Source organism: Nocardioides rotundus, assembly GCF_019931675.1.
GTDB lineage: Bacteria > Actinomycetota > Actinomycetes > Propionibacteriales > Nocardioidaceae > Nocardioides > Nocardioides rotundus.
On sequence record NZ_CP082922.1, the window covers coordinates 1,141,549 to 1,165,507 of the forward strand.

Annotated in this window: 22 protein-coding genes; 12 read left to right on the top strand and 10 right to left on the bottom strand. The window is 74.8% G+C overall.

All coding sequences use genetic code 11. From position 1 onward, the window contains the following. Positions 1-149: 149 nt before the first annotated feature. On the bottom strand, positions 150-1,625 hold the full coding sequence (locus tag K8W59_RS05680; RefSeq protein WP_223397862.1) for an HNH endonuclease signature motif containing protein: 1,476 nt from the start codon (positions 1,623-1,625) through the stop codon (positions 150-152). A 99-nt stretch (positions 1,626-1,724) separates the two neighbouring features. Here K8W59_RS05680 and K8W59_RS05685 point away from each other — a divergent pair, with 99 nt between their 5' ends. Then, positions 1,725-1,865, top strand: a complete 141-nt coding sequence (locus K8W59_RS05685; RefSeq protein WP_223397863.1) for a hypothetical protein — start codon at positions 1,725-1,727, stop codon at positions 1,863-1,865. A gap of 196 nt (positions 1,866-2,061) precedes the next feature. On the opposite strand, the gene pknB is transcribed toward K8W59_RS05685, so the two are convergent. Together pknB and K8W59_RS05695 are read right to left on the bottom strand one after the other, a co-directional pair. Then, positions 2,062-4,140 carry a Stk1 family PASTA domain-containing Ser/Thr kinase gene (pknB, locus tag K8W59_RS05690; protein ID WP_223397865.1) on the bottom strand — a complete coding sequence of 693 codons (2,079 nt, stop codon included), beginning with the start codon at positions 4,138-4,140 and terminating at the stop codon, positions 2,062-2,064. A gap of 119 nt (positions 4,141-4,259) precedes the next feature. After that, positions 4,260-5,147, bottom strand: a complete 888-nt coding sequence (locus K8W59_RS05695) for a lytic transglycosylase (RefSeq protein WP_223397867.1) — start codon at positions 5,145-5,147, stop codon at positions 4,260-4,262. Positions 5,148-5,294: 147 nt separating this feature from the next. On the opposite strand from K8W59_RS05695, the gene K8W59_RS05700 reads away from it, so the two are divergent. Genes K8W59_RS05700 through K8W59_RS05710 form a run of 3 tightly spaced genes read left to right on the top strand, consistent with a single transcriptional unit; the run spans position 5,295 to position 6,653 of the window. Continuing rightward, the gene (locus K8W59_RS05700; protein WP_223397869.1) at positions 5,295-5,666 is read left to right on the top strand and encodes an Rv2175c family DNA-binding protein; all 372 of its coding nucleotides are present in this window, start codon (positions 5,295-5,297) and stop codon (positions 5,664-5,666) included. Position 5,667: 1 nt separating this feature from the next. Further along, positions 5,668-6,225 carry a ribonuclease domain-containing protein gene (locus K8W59_RS05705; RefSeq protein WP_223397872.1) on the top strand — a complete coding sequence of 186 codons (558 nt, stop codon included), beginning with the start codon at positions 5,668-5,670 and terminating at the stop codon, positions 6,223-6,225. Continuing rightward, the gene (locus K8W59_RS05710; protein WP_223397874.1) at positions 6,222-6,653 is read left to right on the top strand and encodes a barstar family protein; all 432 of its coding nucleotides are present in this window, start codon (positions 6,222-6,224) and stop codon (positions 6,651-6,653) included. The genes K8W59_RS05705 and K8W59_RS05710 overlap by 4 nt, the downstream gene beginning before the upstream one ends. Positions 6,654-6,661: 8 nt before the next feature. Here the strand turns inward: K8W59_RS05710 and K8W59_RS05715 are convergent, their stop codons facing one another. After that, entirely contained in the window at positions 6,662-7,738 is a 1,077-nt protein-coding gene (locus K8W59_RS05715) for a polyprenyl synthetase family protein (RefSeq protein ID WP_223397877.1), read from the bottom strand. Between the two features lie 62 nt (positions 7,739-7,800). On the opposite strand from K8W59_RS05715, the gene metF reads away from it, so the two are divergent. Further along, a complete protein-coding gene (gene metF / locus K8W59_RS05720) occupies positions 7,801-8,691 on the top strand; it encodes a methylenetetrahydrofolate reductase [NAD(P)H] (RefSeq protein ID WP_223397879.1) in 891 nt (296 codons plus the stop codon). A gap of 36 nt (positions 8,692-8,727) precedes the next feature. On the opposite strand, the gene K8W59_RS05725 is transcribed toward metF, so the two are convergent. From K8W59_RS05725 to K8W59_RS05735, 3 genes are all read right to left on the bottom strand, one after another. Continuing rightward, positions 8,728-10,047, bottom strand: a complete 1,320-nt coding sequence (locus tag K8W59_RS05725) for a phytoene desaturase family protein (RefSeq protein WP_223397880.1) — start codon at positions 10,045-10,047, stop codon at positions 8,728-8,730. 128 nt (positions 10,048-10,175) lie between these two features. Continuing rightward, complete coding sequence (locus K8W59_RS05730) at positions 10,176-10,535, bottom strand: ArsC/Spx/MgsR family protein (protein ID WP_223397881.1); 360 nt, start codon at positions 10,533-10,535, stop codon at positions 10,176-10,178. Next, complete coding sequence (locus K8W59_RS05735; protein ID WP_223397882.1) at positions 10,535-11,026, bottom strand: YbaK/EbsC family protein; 492 nt, start codon at positions 11,024-11,026, stop codon at positions 10,535-10,537. The genes K8W59_RS05730 and K8W59_RS05735 overlap by 1 nt, the downstream gene beginning before the upstream one ends. A 31-nt stretch (positions 11,027-11,057) precedes the next feature. On the opposite strand from K8W59_RS05735, the gene K8W59_RS05740 reads away from it, so the two are divergent. The 7 genes from K8W59_RS05740 to K8W59_RS05770 all read left to right on the top strand — a co-directional run bounded on the left by K8W59_RS05740 (position 11,058) and on the right by K8W59_RS05770 (position 19,105). Next, positions 11,058-11,570 carry a hypothetical protein gene (locus K8W59_RS05740; RefSeq protein ID WP_223397883.1) on the top strand — a complete coding sequence of 171 codons (513 nt, stop codon included), beginning with the start codon at positions 11,058-11,060 and terminating at the stop codon, positions 11,568-11,570. 188 nt (positions 11,571-11,758) lie between these two features. After that, a complete protein-coding gene (locus tag K8W59_RS05745; RefSeq protein ID WP_223397884.1) occupies positions 11,759-12,121 on the top strand; it encodes a DUF6504 family protein in 363 nt (120 codons plus the stop codon). Positions 12,122-12,132: 11 nt separating this feature from the next. Continuing rightward, positions 12,133-12,591: an SAV_6107 family HEPN domain-containing protein gene (locus tag K8W59_RS05750; RefSeq protein WP_223397887.1), complete on the top strand. Its 459-nt coding sequence runs from the start codon at positions 12,133-12,135 to the stop codon at positions 12,589-12,591. Positions 12,592-12,602: 11 nt separating this feature from the next. Next, on the top strand, positions 12,603-16,586 hold the full coding sequence (locus K8W59_RS05755) for a DNA polymerase III subunit alpha (RefSeq protein ID WP_223397888.1): 3,984 nt from the start codon (positions 12,603-12,605) through the stop codon (positions 16,584-16,586). A gap of 28 nt (positions 16,587-16,614) precedes the next feature. Further along, on the top strand, positions 16,615-17,358 hold the full coding sequence (locus K8W59_RS05760) for a methyltransferase domain-containing protein (protein WP_223397889.1): 744 nt from the start codon (positions 16,615-16,617) through the stop codon (positions 17,356-17,358). 39 nt (positions 17,359-17,397) lie between these two features. Beyond that, a complete protein-coding gene (dinB, locus tag K8W59_RS05765) occupies positions 17,398-18,627 on the top strand; it encodes a DNA polymerase IV (protein ID WP_223397890.1) in 1,230 nt (409 codons plus the stop codon). Between the two features lie 112 nt (positions 18,628-18,739). Continuing rightward, positions 18,740-19,105, top strand: coding sequence for a DUF3040 domain-containing protein (locus K8W59_RS05770; protein WP_223397891.1), 366 nt, complete (start codon positions 18,740-18,742; stop codon positions 19,103-19,105). 21 nt (positions 19,106-19,126) lie between these two features. On the opposite strand, the gene K8W59_RS05775 is transcribed toward K8W59_RS05770, so the two are convergent. From K8W59_RS05775 to K8W59_RS05785, 3 genes are read right to left on the bottom strand one after another with little or no spacing between them, the layout of a single operon-like run. Further along, positions 19,127-21,499 (bottom strand): transglutaminase family protein, encoded by a 2,373-nt coding sequence (locus K8W59_RS05775; protein WP_223397892.1) that lies wholly within the window; start codon positions 21,497-21,499, stop codon positions 19,127-19,129. Continuing rightward, entirely contained in the window at positions 21,496-22,749 is a 1,254-nt protein-coding gene (locus K8W59_RS05780; RefSeq protein WP_223397895.1) for a DUF58 domain-containing protein, read from the bottom strand. The genes K8W59_RS05775 and K8W59_RS05780 overlap by 4 nt, the downstream gene beginning before the upstream one ends. A 7-nt stretch (positions 22,750-22,756) precedes the next feature. Further along, complete coding sequence (locus K8W59_RS05785; RefSeq protein ID WP_223397898.1) at positions 22,757-23,734, bottom strand: AAA family ATPase; 978 nt, start codon at positions 23,732-23,734, stop codon at positions 22,757-22,759. Positions 23,735-23,959 lie beyond the last annotated feature (225 nt).

Here is a 23,959-nt window from a genome sequence, read left to right on the forward strand (position 1 = left end):
GTCACCTGGTGACCGCAGGACTCCAACGTCGCCGGCGCCCTCGTAGTCGAGCCGGTCGAGCCCGCTGCCGTTGGTCGAGCCGGTCCAGACACGTCCCCAGGCATGCCGCTGGCCCCGGAGTTGGGGTACCTCCGGGGTGTGGGGCGGGGTCATCGTCGTCGGTGCTCGTCCTCGCCTCCGTCGCCGTCGGCCGGGCGGCGGCGACGTCGGGGGAGGAGGTCACCGGCGGGGGTGGTGCCGGTGTGGTCGCGCAGGAAGAGCAGGCCGTGCGGGCTGCGCCACAGGTAGGTGGTCTCGTCCAGGCGTTGGTAGCTCCACCCGTGATGGGTCTTGTAGCGGTGGTGGGTGCGACACACCGGTGCGAGGCTGCAGGTGCAGGTCTCGCCTCCGGAGCCGTCCTGGCGCCAGGGCTCGATGTGGTCACAGTCGGCGTCGTGGCCGTGCACGGAGAAGTCACGTGCGGGGCGGGTGCACCAGGGGAACACGCAGGTGCCGTCCCGCAGCGCGACCTGTTCACGGATGCGGTCGGGGATCTCGTAGGCATCGACCCGGACGTGCTCGGCGAGGTCGATGACCGGCCGTACGGTGATCCGGGCCTCGGGGTCGCCGGCCCAGGCCTTGACCTGCTCGGCCAGGACCAGCGCATTGCCGGCGGACTCCACCCGCGCCACGTCGGTCGGCACGGTCCCGCAGACCGCACAGGCGGCCGGGCTGCGCAGCGCGGCCTCGGCCAGGTGCACGGTCAGGGTGAGCCGCCGCCGCAGCCGCTTCCCCGGACGCCGCCGCGCCGGCCCGGCCGAGCCGTCGGCGGGGGCCGGGTCGCCCTGGCCGCTCGAGGGGTCCTCGAAGAGGAAGGAGAGCTGGGTGCGGGCCATCTCGCCCACCGCCGAGGCTCGCCGCCCGTCCAGGGTGTCGGCCGAGCCGAGGAGCTTGAGCTGCTCGGCCCCGGCGGCCACCGCGGTCTCCAGGTCGAAGGCGTCGGCCAGGTCGAGGTCGGCCTCCACCCGACAGGTGCCGTAGAACGACACCTGCCCGGTGTCGATCCGCACCCCGCGGGCGTCCTCGGCCCACGCCTGCAACCGGCGGGCGTGCTCGGGGTCGAAGCGGGCCACCGCCTCCTCGACCAGCCTGCCCAGGGTCCGGACACCGACCCGGCCCAGGACCGGCGCGACCTGCCGGTCGACGTACGCAGCCGCCTCGGCGCTGAGTTGCTTGGTCGCCTGCGCGACCTGCCGCGCCCGCCACCCCGGCACCTCGTCGGCCATCACCCGCGCCCAACAGCCCCGCAGCCGATGAGCCAGCTCCAGCACGTCTCCGACCAGCCGCCTGCCGGCATCGGTGGACAGGCCCAGGGCCGCGGCCAGCTCGGCGGTCGCGACCTCCGACGTCGCCGGCGCACCGGCCCCGGCGATCGGCCACCACTCACCACACTCATAGACCGCGCACGCGTCGTCGGAGTCGGCGTCGACCGCGTGGATCCCCGCCCACTGCAACACCGACCGCAGCAGGTCGCGCCCCGCCTGCTCCTCCGCCGCGCGGTGGGCCCTGGCCAGCCGCAGCACACCGACCGCGTCGTCGGCGACGTCGGCCGACAGCGCGGTGTCCACGGTGAGGGGCTGGCTCATGAGAACAGCCAACACCACGCCACCGACAGTTCTGGTGGAGCAGCGGCGATCTCCACCAACCCCAGGTCAGAGCCGTGGTCTCGACAGGCTCGACCACCGATGGCGCGCTCGACCACCGATGAGGGCGTGGTCTCGACAGGCTCGACCACCGATGAGGGCGCGGTCTCGACAGGCTCGACCACCGATGAGGGCGTGGTCTCGACAGGCTCGACCACCGATGGCGCGCTCGACCACCGATGAGGGCGTGGTCTCGACAGGCTCGACCACCGATGAGGGCGTGGTCTCGACAGGCTCGACCACCGATGAGGGTGTGGTCTCGACAGGCTCGACCACCGATGAGGGCGTGGTCTCGACAAGCTCGACCACCGATGGCGCGCTCGACCAGCGATGGTTGGCTCGACCAGCGATGGCTGGCTCGACCACCGATGCGGGACGGCTACACCAGGTACAGCGTGATCGTGGAGCCCTTCGGCACCATCTCGCCGCGACCGGGGTCGGTCTGGAAGACGAACCCGAGGCCGAGGTAGCCGGAGTGGTTGCGCACCTGCACTCGGAACCCGAGGCCCTGCAGCTCGGAGCGGGCGGCGTCCACGCCGTTGCCGAGCACGTCGGGCATCTCCACCAGCTCGGGCCCCTTGGAGACGGTGAACTCGACGGTGTCCTCCTTGAACACCGGCCCGTCGGTGGGGGACTGGGTGAGGATGTCGCCCTCGTCGACGGTGTCGGAGAACTCCTCGCCGGTCACCTTCACCACCAGCCCGCGCTTCTCCAGCACCTGCCGCGCGCGGTCGATGGACTTGCCCTCCCAGTCGCCGAGCTTCACCGGCTTGCGGCCCTTGCTGAGCACCAGGTCGACGGGGGAGTCCGGGCGCAGCGTCGTACCGACCTTCGGCTCGCTCCGCACCACCTGTCCCTCGGGCACCTTCTCGCTGAAGACCTCGGAGGAGTCGCCGAAGGCGAGGTTCGTCGCGGCGAGCGCGTCCTGCGCCTCGTCCTCGGTCATGCCCTTGAGCGGGGGTACGTCGTACCGCTCCTTGCCCAGCGACAGCACGAGCGTGACCGTGCCGCCGTCGAGCACGTTCTCCCCGGGCGCGGGGCGGCTCTCGAGCACCTCGCCCTTCGGCACGGTCTCGGAGTACTCGCCCTTCGCCAGCCGCGCGTCCAGGCCCGAGCGGTCCAGCCGCTGGGTCGCCTCGGCCTGCGTCATCCGCAGCACGCCGGGCGTCGGGGTCCAGCGCTCCCAGCCGAACCACCAGGCGGCCGCACCGCCGCCGGCCGCGAGCAGGAGTGCGAGGAGGAGCAGCAGCGGGCCGCGACGGCGCCGCCGCGCAGGAGGGGGTACGGCGGAGCCCGGGGGCTCCTGCGACGGCGGCTCGGGGCGCACCCCGATCGCGGTGGTGCGGTGCTCCTGGTCGGAGCCGCCCGGGTCGGCCGCCGGCACGGGCCGCGAGGCCGGGGCGGACGTCGCGGTCGAGGACGTCGCCGCGCCCGCGGCCACCAGCGACAGCGGGTCGAACTGCTCGGCGGTGCCCTCGGAGCCGTCGTACTCCTGGGGCTCGGTGTCCTCCGGCGCGCTCCGCGTCACCGGCGCCAGGTCGGCGGCCAGCTCGGGATCGGAGTCCAGCCCCTCCCGCAGCGCCTGCGCGACCCGGTGCACCTGGTGCAGCAGCACCGCCGCGTCGGCCGGCCGCTGGCCGCGGTCCCGGGCGGTCGCGCGGGCGACCAGCGCGTCGACGTAGTCGGGGATGCCCGGCACCTGGGTCGAGGGCGCCGGGACGTCGTCGTGCACGTGCTTGTAGGCGACCTGGATCGGGCTCTCGCCCTCGTGCGGCTTGCGGCCGGTCAGCAGCTCGTAGAGCAGCACGCCCGCGGCATACACGTCGGCCCGCGCGTCCGCGCGGCCCTCGACGACCAGCTCGGGCGCGAGGTAGGAGACCGTCCCGATCAGCACCCCGCCGGTCACCGTGTGCTGGGTGTCGGCGGAGACGGCGCGGGCCAGCCCGAAGTCGGCGACCTTGGCCTGGCCGGCGTACGGCGTGCCCTGGGCCGCGATCAGCACGTTCTCCGGCTTCACGTCCCGGTGGATCAGCCCGGCGCGGTGCGCGGCCGCGAGCGCGGAGAGCACCGGCTCCATCAGCTCCAGCGCCCGCTCCGGCGGCATCGGCGCCTCCTTGCGGATGACGTCGCGCAGCGTGTGGCCGGGGACGTACTCCATCACCAGGAAGACGGTGCCGTCGTCCTCGCCCTGGTCGGTGACCCCGACGATGTTCGGGTGCGAGAGCCGGGCCGCGTGCCGGGCCTCGCGGACGAACCGGGCGGCGAACTCCTCGTCGTCACCGAGCCCGGGGTGCATCACCTTGACCGCGACCGGCCGCTCCAGCCGGACGTCGGTGGCCTCGTAGACACTGGCCATGCCGCCGCGGGCGATCCGCGGCCCGATCCGGTACCTGCCGTCCAGCATCCGGCCGGTCAGCTGCCCACGGGCATCCGGCGACGGCTGGGCGGGTGGCTGCACGGGTCGACCTCCAGGACCGGAACGGGGAAGGGATCCGGGGCTCCCATCGTAGGGCGAGCGAGCCCGCCTCCAGGGGTGGGGCGCGGCCCCGGCGTGGCGCCCGAGGACGCGGGATCGGCTCAGGACGGCGGTCGGCCGCTCTCCAGGCGGCGCTTGATCACCCTGATGCTCTTCACATACGGCTTGGTCTCGTCGTAGAGGCCGTGCTCGCGCACCGCGCCGAGGCCCTGGTAGTACGCCGCGATCTGGTGCTTGCTGCTGCCGGTGTTGTCCCCGAGGAAGCGCAGCAGCTCCACCCCGGCGTCCACGTTGTCGCGGACCCGGCCCGGGCGCAGCGAGCGGCCGACGTAGTACTCCATCCACTGCGAGGTCGCGGGCAGCACCTGCATCGCGCCGATCGCCTGCGCGGAGGAGACCACGTCCATCTGCCAGCCCGACTCCTGCCAGGCCACGGCGAGCGCCAGGTGCGGGTCGACCCCGCGACGCTTCGCGGTCCGCGCGATGATCCGGCGGACCTCGGGGCGGGGTACGGCGCGGGGCACGGCGACGCCGTACCTGCGCTCGCGCTTCCCGGCCTGGGCAGCCTTCCGAGGCTTCCTCGACTGCTTCTTCGCCTTCGCGGGCTTCTTCTTCGCCGCGGGCCGCTGCTTGTCCTTCTTGCCCTTCGCCTTGCCCCGGGTGTCCTTGGCCTTGCCCTTCGTGGCCTTCGCGCCCTTCGCCGCCTTGACGACGACCGGGATCTCGATCCGCTCGCCGACCCGCAGCGCCGCGGAGCTGCCGAGATGGTTGTGCGCGATCAGCTCGGCGGTCCAGGCGCGGTAGCGCACGGCCAGGCCGGTCGCGGTGTCGCCGGGCCGGACGGTGTGCTGGACGATCCGACGACCGGGCTCGACCCTGCCGTGCTCGGCGCTCGCGCTGGAGGCGGGGCCGGCGACCACGATCCCGGTGGCGGCGACGGTGCCGATGGTGGCGCCGGAGAGCAGGCGTCGGAGCCGGGGGCTGGGCATGGGGTCTCCTCGGGCCGTCCGCGTCCGGAGGGGCCTCCGGAGGGGAAGCGCGTCGGGCGAGCCCTCGACGCTACCGACGTACGGCGAGCCCCGGGCGCCGGACGGGCGCTTCGGCGTGTCGGCGGTCGCGTGTCAGACTGCCGCATCATGAGCGACGTACCCCTCTCGGAGCGAGACCTCTCCGCCCTGGTCGACGACTGGCTGGACTGGGACCAGGCCGCCGCGCAGCTGGAGGTGACCCCGGCCAAGGTGCGCACGATGATCCGCGACCACGAGCTGGCCGGTGCCGTGCCCGCCCCCGGCGAGCGCCCCGGCGTGCCCGCCCTGTTCATCGAGGACGGGCTGCCGGTCAAGGGCCTGCCCGGCCTGCTGACCCAGCTGCACGACAACGGGTACGACGACCGCGAGTGCATCGCCTGGATCTTCAGCGACCTCGACCTGCCCGGCCGGCCGATCGACGCGCTGCGGGAGAACCGCGGCAGCGAGGTCAAGCGCCGGGCGCAGGCGATGGGCTTCTGAGATGGCGAACGGCACCGGGACAGGCACCGGTTCGCGGGGGCGGCGGAGCCTGGTCGGCCTGCTGATCGCGATCGCGCTGGCCGTCGTCGTCTGGTGGACCCAGGGCGACGACGCCGCCCGGGACCCGTCCGCGGCGCCCTCCTCGTCGGCGAGCGCCGAGGCCCAGCCCTCGCCGACGCCCACCGAGGACACCGAGGACTCCGCCACGTCCGACCCCTCGGAGACGTCCTCCACGGTCCCGACCGACGACGGCGGGACCGACCCCGACAGCGGGCTGCCGTGGGTCGCCGAGGCCGACCTGCCCCCGGAGGCGATCGACACGCTGGCGCTGATCGACGCCGACGGGCCCTACCCCTACGAGGAGGACGACACCGTCTTCTCCAACCGGGAGGGGATCCTGCCCGACGAGGCGGAGGGCTACTACCGCGAGTACACCGTCGAGACGCCCGGGCTGGACCATCGCGGCGCGAAGCGGATCGTCACCGGCTCCGGCGGGGAGTACTACTGGACCGAGGACCACTACAGCTCGTTCGCACGGATCCGGAGGGAGGGCTCATGAGCGGTCTGGCAGCGGTGCTGGCCGGGCACGAGCCGGCGGGGGTCTACCGCTGGCACGCGGCCTTCGACGTCCCCGAGGTGCGGCACACCGTCGAGCAGACCGACCACCGGTTCGGGTACGTCGACGGCTGGGTCGCGGGCACCAAGGCCGAGGTGTTGGCCGCCATCGGCGAGGCGCTCGGCTTCCCCGCCACCTACGGGCGGAACCTGGACGCGCTGGAGGACAGCCTGCGCGACGTCGACACCGGTACGGCGGGCCTGGTGCTCCTCTGGGACGGCTGGTCCACGCTGGCCCGCTCCGACGAGCGGACCTTCCTGGTGCTGCTCGACATCTTCCGGACCCGGGCCTCCGCGGCGGGGAAGGGGCCGCTGACCGTGCTCCTGCGCGGCGACGGCCCCGACGTGCCCGGCCTGGCCTCCCTGGACTGAGGCCCCGCTCAGACGACGCGGCGCGTGGCGGCGCCGATGAGGGAGTGCAGGACCCCGCGGGCTCCGTCGTCGATCCGCGCCCGGTCCAGCCAGGTGCGCGCGTGCGCGGCGAGCTCCTCGATCACCGCCTCGACCTGGGCGTGCGCCCCGGAGTCGTCGATGATCCGGCGCAGCCGCTCGACCTGCTCCACGGTCAGCGGCGAGCCGAGCGCCTCGTCCAGCTCGCGGGCCTGCTCCGCCGGCGCCCCGTCGAGCGCGAGGGCCACGAGCACGGTGCGCTTGCCCTCGACCAGGTCGTCGCCGGCGGGCTTGCCGGTGACCGACGGGTCGCCGTACACCCCCAGCAGGTCGTCGCGCAGCTGGAACGCCTCGCCCAGCGGCAGCCCGAACGCCGACAGCTCGGCCAGCGTCTCCTCGCCGGCGCCCGCCAGCGCCGCGCCGATGTGCAGGGGCCGCTCGATGGAGTACTTCGCGGACTTGTAGCGCAGCACGGTCATCGCGGTGTCCACGTCCGCCCGCCCGCGCGCCTGCACCGAGACGTCGAGGAACTGCCCGGCGATCACCTCGGTGCGGCAGCGGTCGAAGACGTCCAGGGCGGGCGCGACCTCGGCCAGGGGCAGCCCGCAGTGCCGCAGCAGCTCGTCGGACCAGGCCAGCAGCAGGTCGCCGAGGAGGATGGCCGCGGCAGCGCCGTACTGCTCCGGGTCGCCGCGCCAGCCCGCCGCCCGGTGCTCGCGCTCGAACGCGCGATGCGTGGCCGGGTGGCCGCGCCGGGTGTCGGAGGCGTCCATGTAGTCGTCGTGCACGAGCGCGCTGGCGTGCAGCAGCTCCAGCGACGCGCAGGCGCGCGCGAGGGCGTCCTCGTCGGCGACGTCCGGACGCACCGCGCGGTAGCCCCACCAGCAGAAGGCGGCCCGGAAGCGCTTGCCGCCGCTCAGCGCCGTGCGCGCCTCGGCCAGCAGCCGCTCCGCGTCCGGGCCCAGGGGCTCCAGGCGCACGGCCTGCTCGGCGAGGAAGTCGTCGAGCACCGCCTGCACCCGGGCGCGGAAGTCGGTGTCGTCCCAGCGGGCGGTGTCGGCGCTCACCCCAGGAGACTAGCCAGTGGACGAGCGGCGGCCGCACCCCGTCCCGGGCCTACCCTGGTGCCATGACGAAGGGAAGCGATCGCGGCATCCGCGAGCTCATCGAGAGCGGTGAGCGGTCGTTCTCCTTCGAGTTCTTCCCGCCCCGCGACGAGGCCGGGGAGGAGCAGCTGTGGCAGGCGATCACCGAGCTGGAGCCCTACCGGCCCACGTTCGTGTCGGTGACGTACGGCGCAGGCGGCACCACCCGCGACCGGACCGTCGCCATCACCGAGAAGATCGCCCGCGAGACCGACCTGGTGCCCGTCGCGCACCTCACCTGCGTCGGCCACACCCGGGAGGAGATCGTCTCCGTCCTCCGTGCCTTCGACCGGGCCGGGGTCCGGCACGTGATGGCGCTGCGGGGCGACCCGCCCGGCGGGCCAGGCTCCCCGTGGGAGGCGACCCCGGGCGGGCTGGCCTACGCCTCGGAGCTGGTGGCGCTGGTCCGCGAGACCGTACCGGCCCGGGTGGGCGTGGCCGCGTTCCCCGAGGGCCACGTCGACGCCTCCTCGCTGGAGGAGGATGCGCGGGTGCTCAAGGCCAAGCAGGACGCCGGGGCGGAGTTCGCGGTCACCGAGATGGTGCTGCGCGCCGACGACTACTTCGGGCTGGTCGAGCGCGCGCGGGCGGTCGGGGTCGACATGCCGATCATCCCCGGCGTGATGCCGGTGCTCAGCCTGAAGTCGATGCGCCGGATGGCCGAGCTGTCTCGCCGCGAGCTGCCCGAGGAGGTCACCGCCCGGTTGCTCCCGCTGAGCGACGACCCCGCCGCCCTGCGCGCCGAGGGGATCCGGATCACCACCGAGGTGGCCGAGCGGCTGCTCGACGGGGGCGCGCCGGGGCTGCACTTCTATACACTCAACCGCTCGCGGGCGACCCGGGAGATCTTCGCGGGGCTGCGGATCGCGGTCTGATCGGCGGCCCTGACTCGGAGCGGGCTCGGTCCCCGCTCAGGCCGGGCCGACGCGCTGGGCGACCAGGGCCGCCGACAGCGCCACGAACGGCAGCCCGGCGCCCGGGGTGGCGTGCGCCCCCGCCGCGTAGACGCCGGCCACGGGGGTGTCCGGGCCGAGGCGCTGCCGCACCGTCCCACGGCCCTGCCACAGGACGCCGTACGGCGAGCCGCCCCACTGCTCCACCAGCTCCCGCGGGGTCCGGTCCACCCGCGCCACCACGTGCGGGCGGAGGTCGAGCCCGCGGCGGGCGAGGGTGGCCAGCAGGTCGTCGTCGAGGCGCCCGCGGCCGTGGACCGTCCAGGCGCTGCCGCCCTCGGGGGCCGTGCCGCCCTTGCGCACCACCAGCAGCGGCTCGCCGTGCAGGACGGTCTCGTGGGCCAGGTCGGGTGCCGGGTCGGCGTCCAGGCCGACGTGGGCGATCGTCGGCGGGAGGGCCGGCAGTGTGCGGACGACGTACTCCGCGAGCGCGGGCAGCCGCCGCGGGTCGATCCCGCAGACCACGACGTCGGCGGGGTGGTCCCCGGTGTCCGTGGCGACCCCGACCGCCCGACCGTCGCGGACCACGATGTCGCGTGCCTCGGCGCCGGTGACGACCTGCACCCGGCGGGTCTCCAGCCGGCGGCGCAGCGTCGCGCCGAGCGTCCCGGGGCCGCCGGGGATCCGCCAGGCGCCGAACCGCTGCTCGAGGTAGGACACCAGCCCGGCCCAGGCCGGGACGTCGCGGACGTCGTGGCCGTCGGCGGCGAAGGGGTGCCCGGCGACCAGCCGCTGCCGCTCGTCCTTGAGGTCGTGCCGCAGCCGCTTGCGCAGGGTCTCGCGGGAGTCCAGCCGGGAGAGCAGCTCCCTGGCCTCGGGGGTACGCCGGGGCTCGCGGTCCCACGGGACCTCGGCGTAGCGCCGGCGAATGACCTCCCAGTCATCGGCGTAGGCCTCCACGAAGCGGACCCAGCGCTCGCCCAGCCCGGGAGCCAGCTCGTCCCAGGCGTGCAGCTGCGCGCCGCGGCCGTGGGGGAGGGCGAGGCTCGTGCCATCGGGGAACCGATGCTCCCGGATCACCGGCAGCGGCTCCAGGTCGGCTCGCAGCTCGGCCTCCAGGGTGCGCCCGGACTTGCGGAACAGGTCGCGCATCGGCGCCGGCATCAGGGTGCTGGTCGGCCCGGCGTCCCAGGTGAAGCCGAGCCGCTCGACGGTGCCGAGCGCGCCGCCGGTCTCCGCCGCCCGCTCCAGAAGGGTCACCTCGTGGCCGAGCTTCGCCAGCCGGGCGGCCGCCGCGAGGCCGCCGTACCCCCCGCCGATCACCACCACGCGCGCCATGCCGCGCACCCTAGCCCGGCCTCCCGCCGATCCCCGCCGCCCCCATCAGTTGTAAAGCGGTGTCCCGGAATCCTCTGCGGTGTTCGAACGCCGCAGAGGATTCCGGAACACCGCTTTACAGCTGGCCGTCAGCCCCGCTCGGCGTCGGCGACCCGGGCCAGGGAGTCGGCGTCGCGGCCGATCACGGTGGTGCCGTCGGCGGCGGTGATGACCGGCCGCTGGATCGCGCGGGGGTGGGCGGCGAGCGCGGCCAGCCAGTCGGCGCGGTGCTCGGCGTCGCGGGGCAGGTCGATGCCCTCCTCCCGCGCCTCCTTGTCCCGGGCGAGGTCCCAGGGCTCGAGGCCGAGCCGCTCGACGACGGCCCCGATCTCCTCCGCGGTGGGCGGGTCGTCGAGGTAGCGGCGCACCGTGAGGTCCAGCCCCTGCGCCTCGAGCTCGCTGACCGCCGTACGGCACTTCGAGCAGGCCGGGTTGAGCCAGATCTCCATCAGGCGACCTCCACCTCGGTCGCGCCGGTCATCCGCTGCAGCTCCGGATAGGTCGTGGAGTAGACCGCGGCGGGATGGCCGGCGGCCGCCCAGACGACGTCGTACTGCCGCAGCCAGGGGTCGAGGTAGGTCGGCACCGGCTCCGGGTGGGCGAACGGGGAGACCCCGCCGATCACCTGGCCGGTGTGCTGCTTGACGAAGTCGGGCGTGGCGCGGCGCAGGGCGGGTACGCCGATCCGCGCGGCGGTCGCCTCGACGTCGACGCGGTGGCCACCGGAGGTGAGGATGAGCACCGGGGAGCCTTCGGCGTCGAAGAGCAGGCTGTTGGCGATCGCCCCGACCTCGCAGCCGAGGGCCTCCGCGGCCAGCGCCGCGGTGTGGACGCTGGCGGGCAGGCTGACGATCTCTCCGGTGCCGCCACGTAGGGTGTGCTCGGAACGGAAGCGTGCGATGGCGGGATGTTCGGGCCTCGGCTGTGACTCGGCGGACATGACCCGACCCTAGCCCTTGGGAAGGGGAGCGATGGACGAGGAGCCGGGCCGGGCCGGCCAGGAGGCCGTCGCGGGCCGGGTGGTCGTGCCGAGGTCGGTGACCACCGCGATCTCCCTGGTGTGGGGCACCGTCGCGATCTCCGGCGTGACGGCGCTGCTGACCTGGCTGCTGCGCGACGACCTGGTCCGGGCGTGGGCACGGGACAACCCCGACGCGATGGAGCAGCTGCGCGCCGGCGGGATCGAGGCGCTGGACAACAGCTCGATCACCGTGCCGTCCTTCATCCCCCTGGCGGTCACCTCCTTCGCGATCATCGCCGCGATGGCGCTGGTGCTCTCGGCCTTCCTGCGCGGCGGGCACAACTGGGCGCGCTGGTGCCTGGTCGCCCTGGCCGCCTTCGCCATGTTCACCACCTTCGTGTCGGTCAACCGGGGCCTGCCCCTGGTCTTCGTGCTGCTGGCGACCCTCTCGCTGGTGCTGCAGGTCGCGCTGCTCTGGTTCCTCTTCCACGCCGACACCCGCCGCTACGTCCGGGTCGAGTAGCCCAGGCCCGCTCGGCCCTTGACGCCCTCGGGGGAGGGCGGTGTACCGTTCAGGTGTTCGAACATCTGTTCGATCACCGGGCCGGACCAGAACTGTCGGTGGTCCCCGCCAGCATCTCCTGCATCGGCCCGAAGCAGCGCGCTCTGCGTGTCAGGGGTCGATGAGCCGAGCGAGGAAGAGGGATGACGATGAGGCGGTACGACGACCCCGTCGAGGTGCGCCGGGGCAGGGACGAGGCACCCGACCAGATCCTGTGGCGCGGCCGGCTGTGGCAGGTGCGGTCGGTGCTCGCCCACTGGGTGGAGACGGGCGCCTGGTGGGCCGGCGGCGAGGCCCGGTCGGTGATCGGGTCCGACGAGATCGGCGCCGTCGCCCCCGCCGGAGCGGGGGGCTCCGGCGGGGCGGCGGTGCTGGCCCCGGTGGACCTGCTGGCCGAGCGCGACGTGTGGCGGGTGGAGGCCGCCCGCGGCGCCCAGGACCCCGGCGGGGTCTTCGAGGTGTCCTTCGACTGGCACGACGGCAGCTGGCGGCTCGTCGGCTGCGTGGACTGAGAGGAGACGTGATGGACCAGATCACCGCGCCGAGCCCCTACACGCTGCCGGCGACCACCCACTCCTACCTCGCCCGCGCGGCGGAGTCGCTGCAGGAGGCGATCACCGCGCCGGACGTCCCGACCCGCTACGCCTGCGCCCATGTGGCGGCGCTGCGGTCGGCCGCCGCGCTCCTGGCGGCGCGGGCCCGCCCGGCCACCGCCCGCAGCCGTCGACAGAAGAACGCCTGGGTGCTGCTGACCGAGGTGGCCCCCGAGCTCGCCGAGTGGGCGGCCTTCTTCGCCGCCGGCGCGAGCAAGCGCGCCGCGGCCGAGGCCGGCTCCACCCGCGCGGTCACCGAGCGGGAGGCCGACGACCTGGTCCGGGACGCCGACCGGTTCCTGGCCGTGGTGGAGCGCACGCTCGGCCTGGCTCCCCACCTGCCCGAGCGGCACCGCCAGGTGCCGCTGCCGGGCAGCGGCGTGGCCTGAGGCGAGGCGCCGTGCAGACCGGCGACTCCTTCGTCCACCTGCATGTCGCCTCCGGCTACTCCCGGCAGTACGCCGCCTCCCATCCCCATGTCCTGGTGGAGCGAGCGGCCGAGCAGGAGATGGACACCCTGGCGCTCACCGACCGGGGCAACACCTCCGGCGCGGTGAAGTTCGCCAAGGCCTGCCTGCAGGCCGGGATCCGCCCGGTGCTGGGGGTGGACCTGGCGGTGGCGCCGGTGCTGGGGGCGCCGGCTCCCACCGCGCACCGGCCCCGGACACCGGTGCGCGGTGGGGCCCACCGGCCCGAGGACCTGCCGCGGGTCACCCTGCTCGCCCACGCGGGCGCGCACGGGGGGCGGGCCGGCTGGGCGGCGATCTGCCGGCTCCTCTCGGCCACCCACCTGGCCGGCGAGCGGGGGCAGCCGGTGGCCACGCTGGACCTGCTGGCCCCGTGGCTGGCGACCGGTGACGTGGTGGTGTTGCTCGGCCCCGCCTCGGAGCTGGGGGCGGCCGCGACCCGGCGCCGCGACGACCTCGGGCTGGCCGCGCTCGCGCCCTGGCGCGAGGCGGTCCCTGCGGAGAACCTGCTGGTCGAGCTGGTCAGCCACCGGCTGCCCGGCCGGGGCGGCGCCTGGGGGCCGGGCAGCTCGGCCCACGCCGCCCGGATGGCCGGCGTCGCCCGGCGGGCCGGGCTCGGCACGGTGCTCTCCAACGCCGTGCGCTACGCCGACCGGGCCGACGCTCCCACCGTGGACGTCCTGGACGCCGCGCGCCGGCTGGTCGCGCTCGGGTCGGCCGGGATGCGCGAGGTCGCCCCGCACGCCGCCCGCGGCAACGCCGAGGGGTTCTTGAAGTCCGGCAAGCAGATGCACGAGGTGGCCGAGGAGATCGCCCGGCTCTCCGGGCTGGGGGAGTCCGAGCAGGAGGCGCGGCGACTCCTCGCCCGCACCCGCGCCGTCGCCGACCGCTGCGCCCTGGACCCGCACGCCGACCTGGGGCTGGGGGAGGTGCACTTCCCCGAGCTGGACGTCACCGCGGGGCCTCGGACGGCCCGGGGCGCGGGGTCCCCGGAGGATCCGCTGCCCGGCGCCGACGCGATGCTGCGGGCCCGCTGCGAGGCGGGGATCGGCGAGCGCTACGGCAACGCCCCGCGCCAGCGGATCTGGAAGCGGCTCGACGACGAGCTCGAGGTGATCCGCGGCCTCGGCTACGCGTCGTACTTCCTCACCGTCGGCGACGTCACCGACCTGATCCGCGACCTCGGGGTGCGGTGCGCCGCCCGCGGCTCCGGCGCGGGCAGCCTGGTCAACTACCTGCTCGGCGTCTCCGGGGTGGACCCGCTGCGGCACGGACTGCTGATGGAGCGCTTCTGTTCCCCGCTGCGCGGGGCGCTGCCCGACATCGACGTGGACGTGGAGTCGGCCCGCCGGGAGGAGGTCTACCGGGCGATCCTGGACCGCTACGGCGGCGAGCGGTGCGTGTGCGTCTCGATGATGGACACCTACCGGGTCCGGCACGCCGTGCGCGACGTCGGCGCCGCGCTCGGGATGCCGCCGGGGGAGATCGACGCGATCGCCAAGGCGTTCCCGCACATCCGCGCCCGGGACGCCCGCACCGCGCTGCGCGAGCTGCCCGAGCTGCGCGCCTCCGGGCTGGCCGCCGAGCGGCTGGACCTGCTCTTCCGGCTGGTGGAGCGGCTCGACGGGCTGCCCCGGCACATCGCCGTCCACCCCTGCGGGGTGCTGCTCTCCGATGCCACCCTGCTCGACCGGACGCCCGTCGAGGCGTCCTATGCCGGCTTCCCGATGAGCCAGTTCGACAAGGACGACGTGGAGGACCTCGGGCTGCTCAAGCTGGACGTGCTCGGCATCCGGATGCAGTCGGCGATGGCGCACGCGGTGGCCGAGATCGGCCGGGTGGACGGGGTCGAGGTGGACCTCGAGGACGAGGAGCAGGTCCCCTTCGACGACCCGGCCACCTACGCCATGATCAGCGCCTCGCGGACCCTCGGGGTCTTCCAGATCGAGTCGCCCGGCCAGCGCGAGCTGGTCGGCAAGTCCGGCATCGGCTCCTTCACCGACATCATCACCGACATCTCCCTGTTCCGCCCCGGGCCGGTGAAGAGCGACATGATCACCCCCTATCTGGAGGTCAAGCACGGGTGGAAGCCGGTGCGCTACCTGCACGAGGACCTGCGGCCGATCCTGGAGGAGACCGAGGGCGTCGTGGTCTTCCACGAGCAGGTGATCGAGATGATCGCCACCTTCACCGGCATCACCTTGGCCGAGGCGGACGAGAAGCGCCGGGCGCTCGGCGACGTCGAGGGGATGGCGCAGACCCGGACCTGGTTCTTCCCCCGTGCGCTCGGCCGGGGCTACCCCCTGGCGGTGGTGGAGCAGGCGTGGGAGGTGCTGGCGGCGTTCGCCTCCTTCGGCTTCTGCAAGGCCCACGCGGCCGCCTTCGCGCTGCCGACCTACCAGTCCGCCTGGCTCAAGGCGCACTGGCCGGCGCACTTCCTGGCCGGGGTGCTCACCCACGACCCGGGGATGTACCCCAAACGGCTGATCCTCGACGACGCCCGGCAGTGCGGCATCGCGGTGCTCGGTCTGGACGTCAACGCCTCGGAGCGGGAGTACGTCGTCGAGCGGCTCGCCGACCTCGACGAGCCGCCGCCCACCGTGCTCGGCCATCCCGGCCGCACCGTCGGCGACGGCTGGCCCGACGGCCGCCGTTGGGGGATCCGGCTGGCGCTGGACGAGGTGAAGGGGATCAGCGATGCCGAGGTGGCGCGGATCGTGGCCGGCCGCCCCTACCGCTCGCTGACCGACTTCTGGCACCGCGCACACGTCTCTCGACCGGTGGCCGAGCGGCTGGTGCTGGCCGGCGGGTTCGACAGGGTCTACGGCCTGGGCTCCCCGGTGCCCGGCGGCCGCCGGGGCAAGGTCACCCGCCGGGACCTGCTGCTCCAGGTCGCCGACCTGGACGCGCACGCCCGCGCGGTCGACCGGGCCACCCGCGGCCGCGGCCTGGCCGCCCGGCGGCGGGCGCTGCCCGCGACCACCCGGGCCGAGGGGGCCGCGGCGCGCAACAGCAGCGACCCCGACACCCGGGAGGACGCCCCCGGGCTGGAGCGGCACCCGCTCGCCGAGCCGGGGGTCTGGGCCCGGGCCTCCGCACAGTCCCGCGCCCCGCAGGCCGTGCGAGCGCCGGAGTCGGTGCAGCTCACCCTCGACCTGGGCGACGCGCCGGAGGAGGGCGAGGTGTCCGGCCTGCCCGAGCTGGACGCCGACGAGCGGCTCCGGGCGGAGCTGGAGATCCTCGGCCTGGACGCCAGCGGCCACGTGATGACGCCGTACTCCCGCTTCCTCGACGAGCTCGGCGTCACCCGCAGCACCGACCTGCTGCGCCGCCGCAGCCGTGCCGAGCTGCTGGTCGCCGGGGTCAAGGTCGCCACCCAGACCCCGCCGATCCGGTCCGGGCGCCGGGTGGTGTTCCTGACCCTGGATGACGCGACCGGGCCGGTGGACGCCACGTTCTTCGAGGACGCGCAGGGCCCCTATGCGGCGACCGTCTTCGGCTCCTGGCTGCTGCTGGTGCGCGGCGAGCTGCGCCGTACCGGCCGGCGCGGGGTCTCCCTGCGGGCCACCGGGGCGTGGGAGCTGCCGGCCCTGCACCAGCTGTGGCGGCAGGCCCCTTCCAGCGAGGAGGGGGTCGCCGCGGTCCGGGCGCTCCTCGCCGCGGCACCGGAGGCCGGGTTCACCGAGGCGGAGGCCGCCGGTGCGGCGGAGAGCCGCTCCACCCGGCCGGTGATGAACCGGCCCGCGCCCGACACCCCCGGCGAGCGGGGTACGGCGGGCGGCATGGGCCGTCGCCGGGTGCTGGTGCACTCCAGCGGGTTCCGGATGTCGCCCTACTCCGACATCAAGCCCGCGGGGGAGGACGCCCAGCAGGTCGCCCGCAAGCTCTGGCACCGCAGCCCCGGGAGTCCCGGATGAGCACGGCCCGCGCATTAGGGTGGAGCCCATGCCGAGCCCCCGCCCCAGCGAGCGCCGCCACTCGGTCCGCACCACCGTGGTGTGGGCCGCCCTCCAGGACGCCCTGGAGCGGGCCGGTGCCGGCTCCGCCGAGCCGGCCCGGATCGTCGACATCGGCGGCGGCACCGGCGGCTTCGCCGTACCCCTGGCCGAGCAGGGCCACCGGGTCCAGGTGGTCGACCCCAGCCCGGACGCCCTGGCGGCGCTGGGCCGCCGCGCCGCCGAGCGGGGCGTCACCGACCTGGTCTCCGCCCAGCAGGGCGACCTCTCCGACCTGGGCGACCTGGTGGACGAGGCCGATCTGGTGCTCTGCCACGGGGTCCTGGAGATGGTCGACGACCCCGCCACCGCACTGGACACCCTGGCCGGGGTGCTGCGCCCCGGCGGCACCCTCAGCCTGCTGGTCGCGCAGCGGCACGCCGCCGTCATCGCCCGCGCGATGGCCGGCCACTTCGCCGCGGCCCGCGACCTGCTCGACGTCGTCCCCGGCGGCGCCCCCGGGCGCGGCGGCCACCGGTTCACCGCCGAGGAGGTCACCGGGCTGCTCGCCGACGCCGGCTTCGCGGACCCGCTCGTGCACGGCGTCCGGATCTTCGCCGACCTGGTCCCCGGCTCGCTGCTCGACCTCGAGCCCGGTGCCAGCGCCGCGCTGGTCGAGCTGGAGCGGTCGGTCGCCGGCCGCCCGGAGTACCTCCCGCTGGCCACCCAGCTGCACGTGCTCGCCACCCGCTGAGCCTCCGCGCCCCCCGCAGCGTGGGGGGAGGTGGTCGTCATGACGACCGGATCCCCCCACGTCCCGGGCGGGAGTGAGCGGGAGTACGCCGACCCCACGCCGGTCCTGCACGTGGACATGGACGCCTTCTACGCCTCGGTGGCGGTCCGCGACCGGCCCGACCTGGCCGGCGTACCCGTCATCGTCGGCGGCGGCCACCGTGGCGTGGTGCTCTCGGCCAACTACCTCGCGCGCTCGTACGGCGTCCGGTCGGCGCTGCCGATGACCCGCGCCCGCCGGCTGTGCCCGGACGCGGTGGTGCTGCCGCCGGACTACGACACCTTCACCACGGTCTCCTCGGCGGTGATGGAGCTCTTCCGCCGGGTCACCCCGCAGGTGCAGGTGCTCTCCCTGGACGAGGCCTTCCTCGACGTCCGCGGCTCCCGACTCCGGCTGGGCACCTCGGTGGAGATCGCCGAGCGGCTGCGGGCCGCGGTCCACGACGAGCAGCGGATCACCTGCTCGGTCGGGGTCGCGGCCACCATCGGCACCGCCAAGCTGGCCTCCCGCCGGGCCAAGCCCGACGGCGTGGTGGTGGTGCGCCCCGAGGACGTCACCACCTTCCTGCACCCGCTGGACGTCGGCGAGCTGTGGGGGGTGGGGGAGAAGACCCGCGCGATGCTGCACCGGCTGGGGCTGGTCACCGTGGGCCACGTCGCCCATACCCCGCTGCGCACCCTGCAGCGGGCGCTCGGCCAGGGGCTCGGCACCCAGCTGCACCAGCTCGCGTGGGGGGTCGACGACCGCCCGGTGGTCGCCCAGCGCGGCCCGGACGAGCCGGACCGCTCGATCGGGGCCAGCGAGACCTTCGGCCGGGACACCGACGACCGCGAGGTGGTCACCCGCGAGCTGCTCCGGCTCACCGCGAAGGTGACCGGCCGGATGCGCACCGCCGAGGTGGCCGGCCGCACCGTGACGATCACCGTCCGGTTCGCCGACTTCACCACGATCACCCGCTCCCGCACCCTGCCGGAGGCCACGGACGTGACGCAGGAGGTCTACCGGACCGCGGTCGGCCTGTACGACGCCCTCGCGCTGCAGCGGGCCAGGGTGCGCCTGGTGGGGGTCCGGGTCGAGGGGCTGGTGCCGCGGAGCACGGTGCAGCGTCAGCTGGTGCTGGGCGAGCGGGAGCGCGGCTGGTCCGAGGCGGACCGGGCCGTCGATCGCGCCGCGCTGCGCTTCGGGTCCACCGCCGTGGGGCCCGCGAGCCTCCTGCGGAACCGTCCCTGACCACCCCTGCGGGTGCCAAGTCCAGCCATTTCCGCAGCCCCGCTACCGCCGCGCGGCGTACCGACCTATCCTGGGGGTGACAAGGTGTTCGACCCGCAGAGAGGGGGACGACATGGCGCTGTCGGAGGAAGAGCTCCGGATGCTCCAGCAGATGGAGCGAGCGCTGGTCGAGGAGGACCCCAAGTTCGCCTCCACCCTGCGCGGCACCACCCTGCGCCGGTCCGCCCGCCAGCGCGCGATCCTCGCCGGTGTCGTCTTCGTCGCCGGCGTCGCCGTGCTGATGACCGGTGCCGTGATGCGCCAGACGATCGTCGGCATCATCGGCTTCGTGGTGATGCTGGCCGCGGCCACGGTCGCCCTGGGTGCGCTGCGCCGAGGTGCTCAGGCCCAGGCCGAGCCGTCCCCGGACCACCCCGCCCACGGGGAGCCGGGCAACGGGTTCCGTAACCCGTTCGACCGCCGCGACGACGGCCTCTGAGCCGACGCCGGCCGGGAGACGTCAGCCGACCCGGTCCACCGCGCCCGAGCCCCCGGAGACGCGGGAGGAGGGCGGCCGGGCCTGCTGCTCGCGGACGAACACCGACCGCGGCCACCACTCGGCCCGGCGGCGGGCACGCGGGGGAGCGCCGGAGAACCACGCGTCCCGGCAGGTGACCACGTCGTTCCAGGAGACCGGGCCCGGGTCCGTGCCCGGCCGGGCATAGCGGCTGCGCTCCACCGCCCGCGCGATCCGCTGCAGCGCCTCGACGGCGTGCGGAGCCAGCGCCGCGGCATGCCGGGGCCGCTCCTCATCCCCGCTGCCGTCGCCGAAGTGCTCGGACATCAGCACCGTCGTGGCGCGCGGCGTGGTGCCCTCGGGCCAGGGCAGGCGCAGGTCCACGGCGGTGTCGCGCAGCTCCGACCAGGCCGACTCGGCGTCACCGGCGCCGGCTCGCGCGGCGCTGCGCCGACGACGCAGGAGGCGGGGGGCGAGGCCGGCCAGCACCAGGAGGGCGAGTGCGCCGCCGGCGAGGAGGGCCCGGCGCACCCAGACTCCGGCGGTGCTGCGCTCCGGCTCGGCGGCCCCCTGGCCCTGGTCGAGTCCGCGCGGCGGCTGCGAGGGAGCCGCCCCCGGGGACGCGGTGTCGGAGGATGCCTCGGCCGACGCGCTGGCGCTGGCGTCCGGGGCGGGCCGGTCGAACGGGATCCGGGTGTAGGACGGAGCGCCGGTGCCGCGGCGGGCGGGGGTGGGCTCGAACCGCACCCAGCCGGACCCCTCGAAGTACAGCTCCGGCCAGGCGTGCATGTCGTGGGCGGAGTAGACCCACTGCCGCGGGCCGACGTTGGTCGGCTCGAGGAACCCGACGGCCACCCGCGAGGGGATGTTCAGCGCCCGGGCCATCGCCGCCATCGAGGAGGCGAACTGCTCGCAGTACCCGCGTCGCCCCTCGGGGCCCTGGGTGAGGAAGGAGACCAGGTCACCGGTGCCGCTGCCGCTCGGGACGGCGGTGGTGTACTCGAAGCCACCGTCCTCGCGGAACCAGCGCTGCAGGATCACCGCCCGCTCGAACTTGGTGGTTCCCTCCGCGGTGACCTCGCGGGTCAGGTCGCGCACCTCGGCGGGGAACTCGTCGGGCAGGTCGAGGTACTCGCTGGGCACCTGGGTGACCGCGGAGCCGGCCCGGTTGAGCGCCCGGGTGTCGTACTCCAGGTCGGTGCCGGTCGCGGTCCACTCACGGCCGGCGGTGGTGAAGTCCTCGCCCTCGGTGGAGGTGAAGTCGCGGGTGACCTCGTCCCATCGCCACGGACCGGGTGCGTCGACCCGGGCGACGTTCTCCGGCAGGGGCAGCCAGGTCGACTCCAGCCGGTCGGCGGCCCGCAGCGTCCAGTCGTACTCGGTGCGGGAGACCGAGGGCCCGACCCCCGGCAGCGGCGGCAGCGCGCCCGTCCCGTCCTGGTCGGGCGGGATGCTGCGCTCCCCGGGACTCCACTCCTCCTCGGTGAAGCGGGTCAGGACGCTCATCCGCAGGTAGGTGGGGGACGGGTCGTCGGTGGTCAGGTAGACGAGGGGTACGTCGACCCCGCGCTCGAGGTCGCGCTTCATCCCCACCATCGGGTTGGAGACGGTGATGTCGCCCTCGCCGTCGCCCCGGCCGCCGAACCACGACAGCTCCAACCGGGGGGTCAGGGTGGGGAGCAGCAGGGCCAGCGCGATGGACGCTGCGCCCGCGGCCAGCATGGTGGTGCGGAACGGCCCGGACAGCAGGAGCCGGGAGGACGAGCCGGGTGTCCCGAGCCGGCGACCCCAGCGGGTGAGCTGGTCGCAGGCCTGCAGGTGCAGGAGCGCGAGGAAGCCGGCGGCCGCCAGGGCGAAGCTCCACCAGCTCACCGCGTCGTTCACCAGGACGCCGACGGGCACCATGTAGGCCGCGAGCAGCGCCAGGCCGGCGAGCGAGACCCGGCGCAGTCCCACGGCCAGCCAGTCCACCAGCAGCGCGATCCCCATGCCGGCCGGCAGCAGGACCGGGTCCAGCGGCGCGGCCGAGGCCGGCACCGGCGCCACGAAGGTGCGCGCCGCCTCCAGGGCCGCGGACACGCCGCGCGCCAGCTCGACGAAGGTGCCGCCGATCGGCAGCGGGCTGCCGGTGAGGGCATAGCTCGTCCAGCCGATCGCGAGGACCAGCTGGAGGAGGAAGGACAGCCAGGTGGGCAGCCCGGCGCGGCGCAGCAGGGCACCAAGCACGCCCACGCCCAGCATGCCGAGCAGCACCTGCATCACCCACGGGTCGGTGCCCTGGGTCAGCGGCAGCCAGGACAGGAGCACGGCGGTCGAGGTCAGGGCCGCGACCACGGTGAGGGGGAGCTCGATGTCGAGTCGGCGACGGATGGTCACGAGACCCTCCCGGCACCCTCGGAGGGGACGGCGCTCAGCCGCTCCCAGGCCCGGTCGAAGCGCTCGCCGGAGGCGAGCACGGTGGTGCGCCACCCCTGCTGGCCCAGCGCGGTGGCGGAGCTGGGGTCGCCGCTGCGCGCCGTCGCCCAGGTCGCGGTGTCGAGGGCGATCGCGATGCCGGCGCTGGAGCGGCCGCGCATCCGGGCGAGGATCGCCAGGTCGCGCTCGTCGAGGTGACCGAGGACGGCCACGACCAGGTCGCCGCCCCCGTGGTCGCCGAGCCACCCGGTGGCCATCCGCGGCTGGTCGGAGGGGTGGACCACGGCGAGCGCCTCGAGCAGCTCGGTCGCGTCGGCGGCCCGCCCGCGGGTGTGCCAGGCGACGGCCTCCTCGCCGCCGGCGGCGGTGACCAGGCGTACGGCGTACCCCCGCCCCTCGAGGTGGCTGATCACCGACGCGGCCACGTGGACCGCCGTCTCCAGCGACGACCCCAGGCCGCGGCCCCGGTGGGCCACCGCCCGCTCGTCGAGGAAGACCGTGGCCCGGCTCTGCCAGGGCTGCTCCTCGCGCCGCACCATCAGCTCGCCGACGCGCGCCGAGCTGCGCCAGTGCACCCGGCGCAGGTCGTCGCCGCGGCGGTACTCCCGCACGGTCACGTCCTCGGCGCTGCCGGTGGCGAAGGCCCGCGGCCGGTTGTCGCCGGAGCCGCTCCACGCCCCGGCGAGGGCGATCGGCGCGAGCGGGACGATCCGCGGGGTCACGGTGAGCTGGGTGACCGCGTGGAAGGCGTGCCCCAGCTCGACCATGCCGAAGGGGTCGCTGACCCGCACCGTCATCGGGCCGATCTGATAGCGGCCGCGCAGGTCCGAGCGCACCTGGTAGTCCAGCTCGCGGCGCCATCCGTGCCGGATCCCGTCGAGCAGGAACCGGGGCCGGGTGCCCAGCACGTAGGGGATCTGGTCCTCCAGCATGAGCATCCCCGAGGGGGTGCGGCCCTCGTTGGTGAGCGTCAGCCGCACCTGCGCCGGCTGCCCGGCGGGCACCACCTGTGGCGAGACGGAGCGGACCAGGGAGAGGCGGTACTTCGCCCGCCCGATGAGGTACGCCGACACGAAGGGCAGCACGAGCACGAGGACGCCGACCCGCCCGAGCGCGGGCTGGTCCATCAGCACCGCGCACACCACCGCGGCCACCCCGGCCGCCACGAAGGCGCGCCCCCGCAGCGTCAGCGCGGACAGTGACTCGCGCACGTGCGCCTCAGCCGTGGTGCGCGGCCGGGGCCGGGACGCCGGCGACGATGGACTCCAGGATCCGCTCCGCGTCGCGTCCGCCCATGGCGGCCTCCACTGAGGGCACCAGCCGGTGCGCGAGGACCGGACCGGTGAGGGCGGCGACGTCGTCGGGGATGACGTAGTCGCGGCCGTGCATCGCAGCCCGGGCCTTGGCGGCGCGGGCCAGGTGCAGGGAGGCGCGCGGCGAGGCGCCGAGGGTCAGCTCCAGGGAGTCGCGCGTGGCGCGCGCCAGCGCGACGACGTACTGCTGGACCGCGGGTGAGACGTAGACCTGGTTGACGATCTCGATCAGCTTGCGCACCTCGGCGGCGTCGGCCACCGGCTCCAGGTCGTCCAGCGGGTTGCGGGCGGTGTGCCCGTCGAGCATCGCCAGCTCGGCGCTCTCCACGGGGTAGCCGACCGAGACCCGGGCCATGAAGCGGTCGCGCTGCGCCTCGGGGAGGGCGTAGGTGCCCTCCATCTCGACCGGGTTCTGGGTCGCGATGACCATGAAGGGCGCCTCGAGCGGATAGGTCGTGGTGTCCACGGTGACCTGCCGCTCCTCCATGCACTCCAGGAGCGCGGACTGGGTCTTGGGGGAGGCGCGGTTGATCTCGTCGCCGACGACGATGTTGGCGAAGACCCCGCCGGGGCGGAACTCGAAGGTCCGGGTGTCCTGGTTGAAGATCGACACCCCGGTGACGTCCGAGGGCAGCAGGTCGGGCGTGAACTGGATGCGCCGGACCGTGGAGTCGATGCTGCGGGCCAGCGCCTTGCTGAGCATGGTCTTGCCGACGCCGGGGACGTCCTCGATCAGCAGGTGGCCCTCGGCCAGGAGCACGATGATCGCCGAGGAGACGACGTCGGGCTTGCCCTCGATGACGCGCTCCACGTTCTCCCGGATGCGTCCGGTGATCCGCTCCAGGGTCCCCAGGTCCGCCGCCTGCGCGTCGTGCGTCTCCACACCCCGTCCTCTCGCCGCCCTCGCTGTGGCCCCGGTCACCCAGGACGTCCGAAACGGTACCGCGCGGCCCTGAACCGGACCCCTGCCTGCCGATCACGGTTTGGTTGCGGGCCGGTCTCGGCGACGGGGGAGCGCGGTGGGGAATCGCCCGGATTGTGGTTGACGGTGGAGGGAAGTGGGGTAAAGTGGTGGGAAGTGGAGGACGAGGAGGTTCTCTGGTCCAGA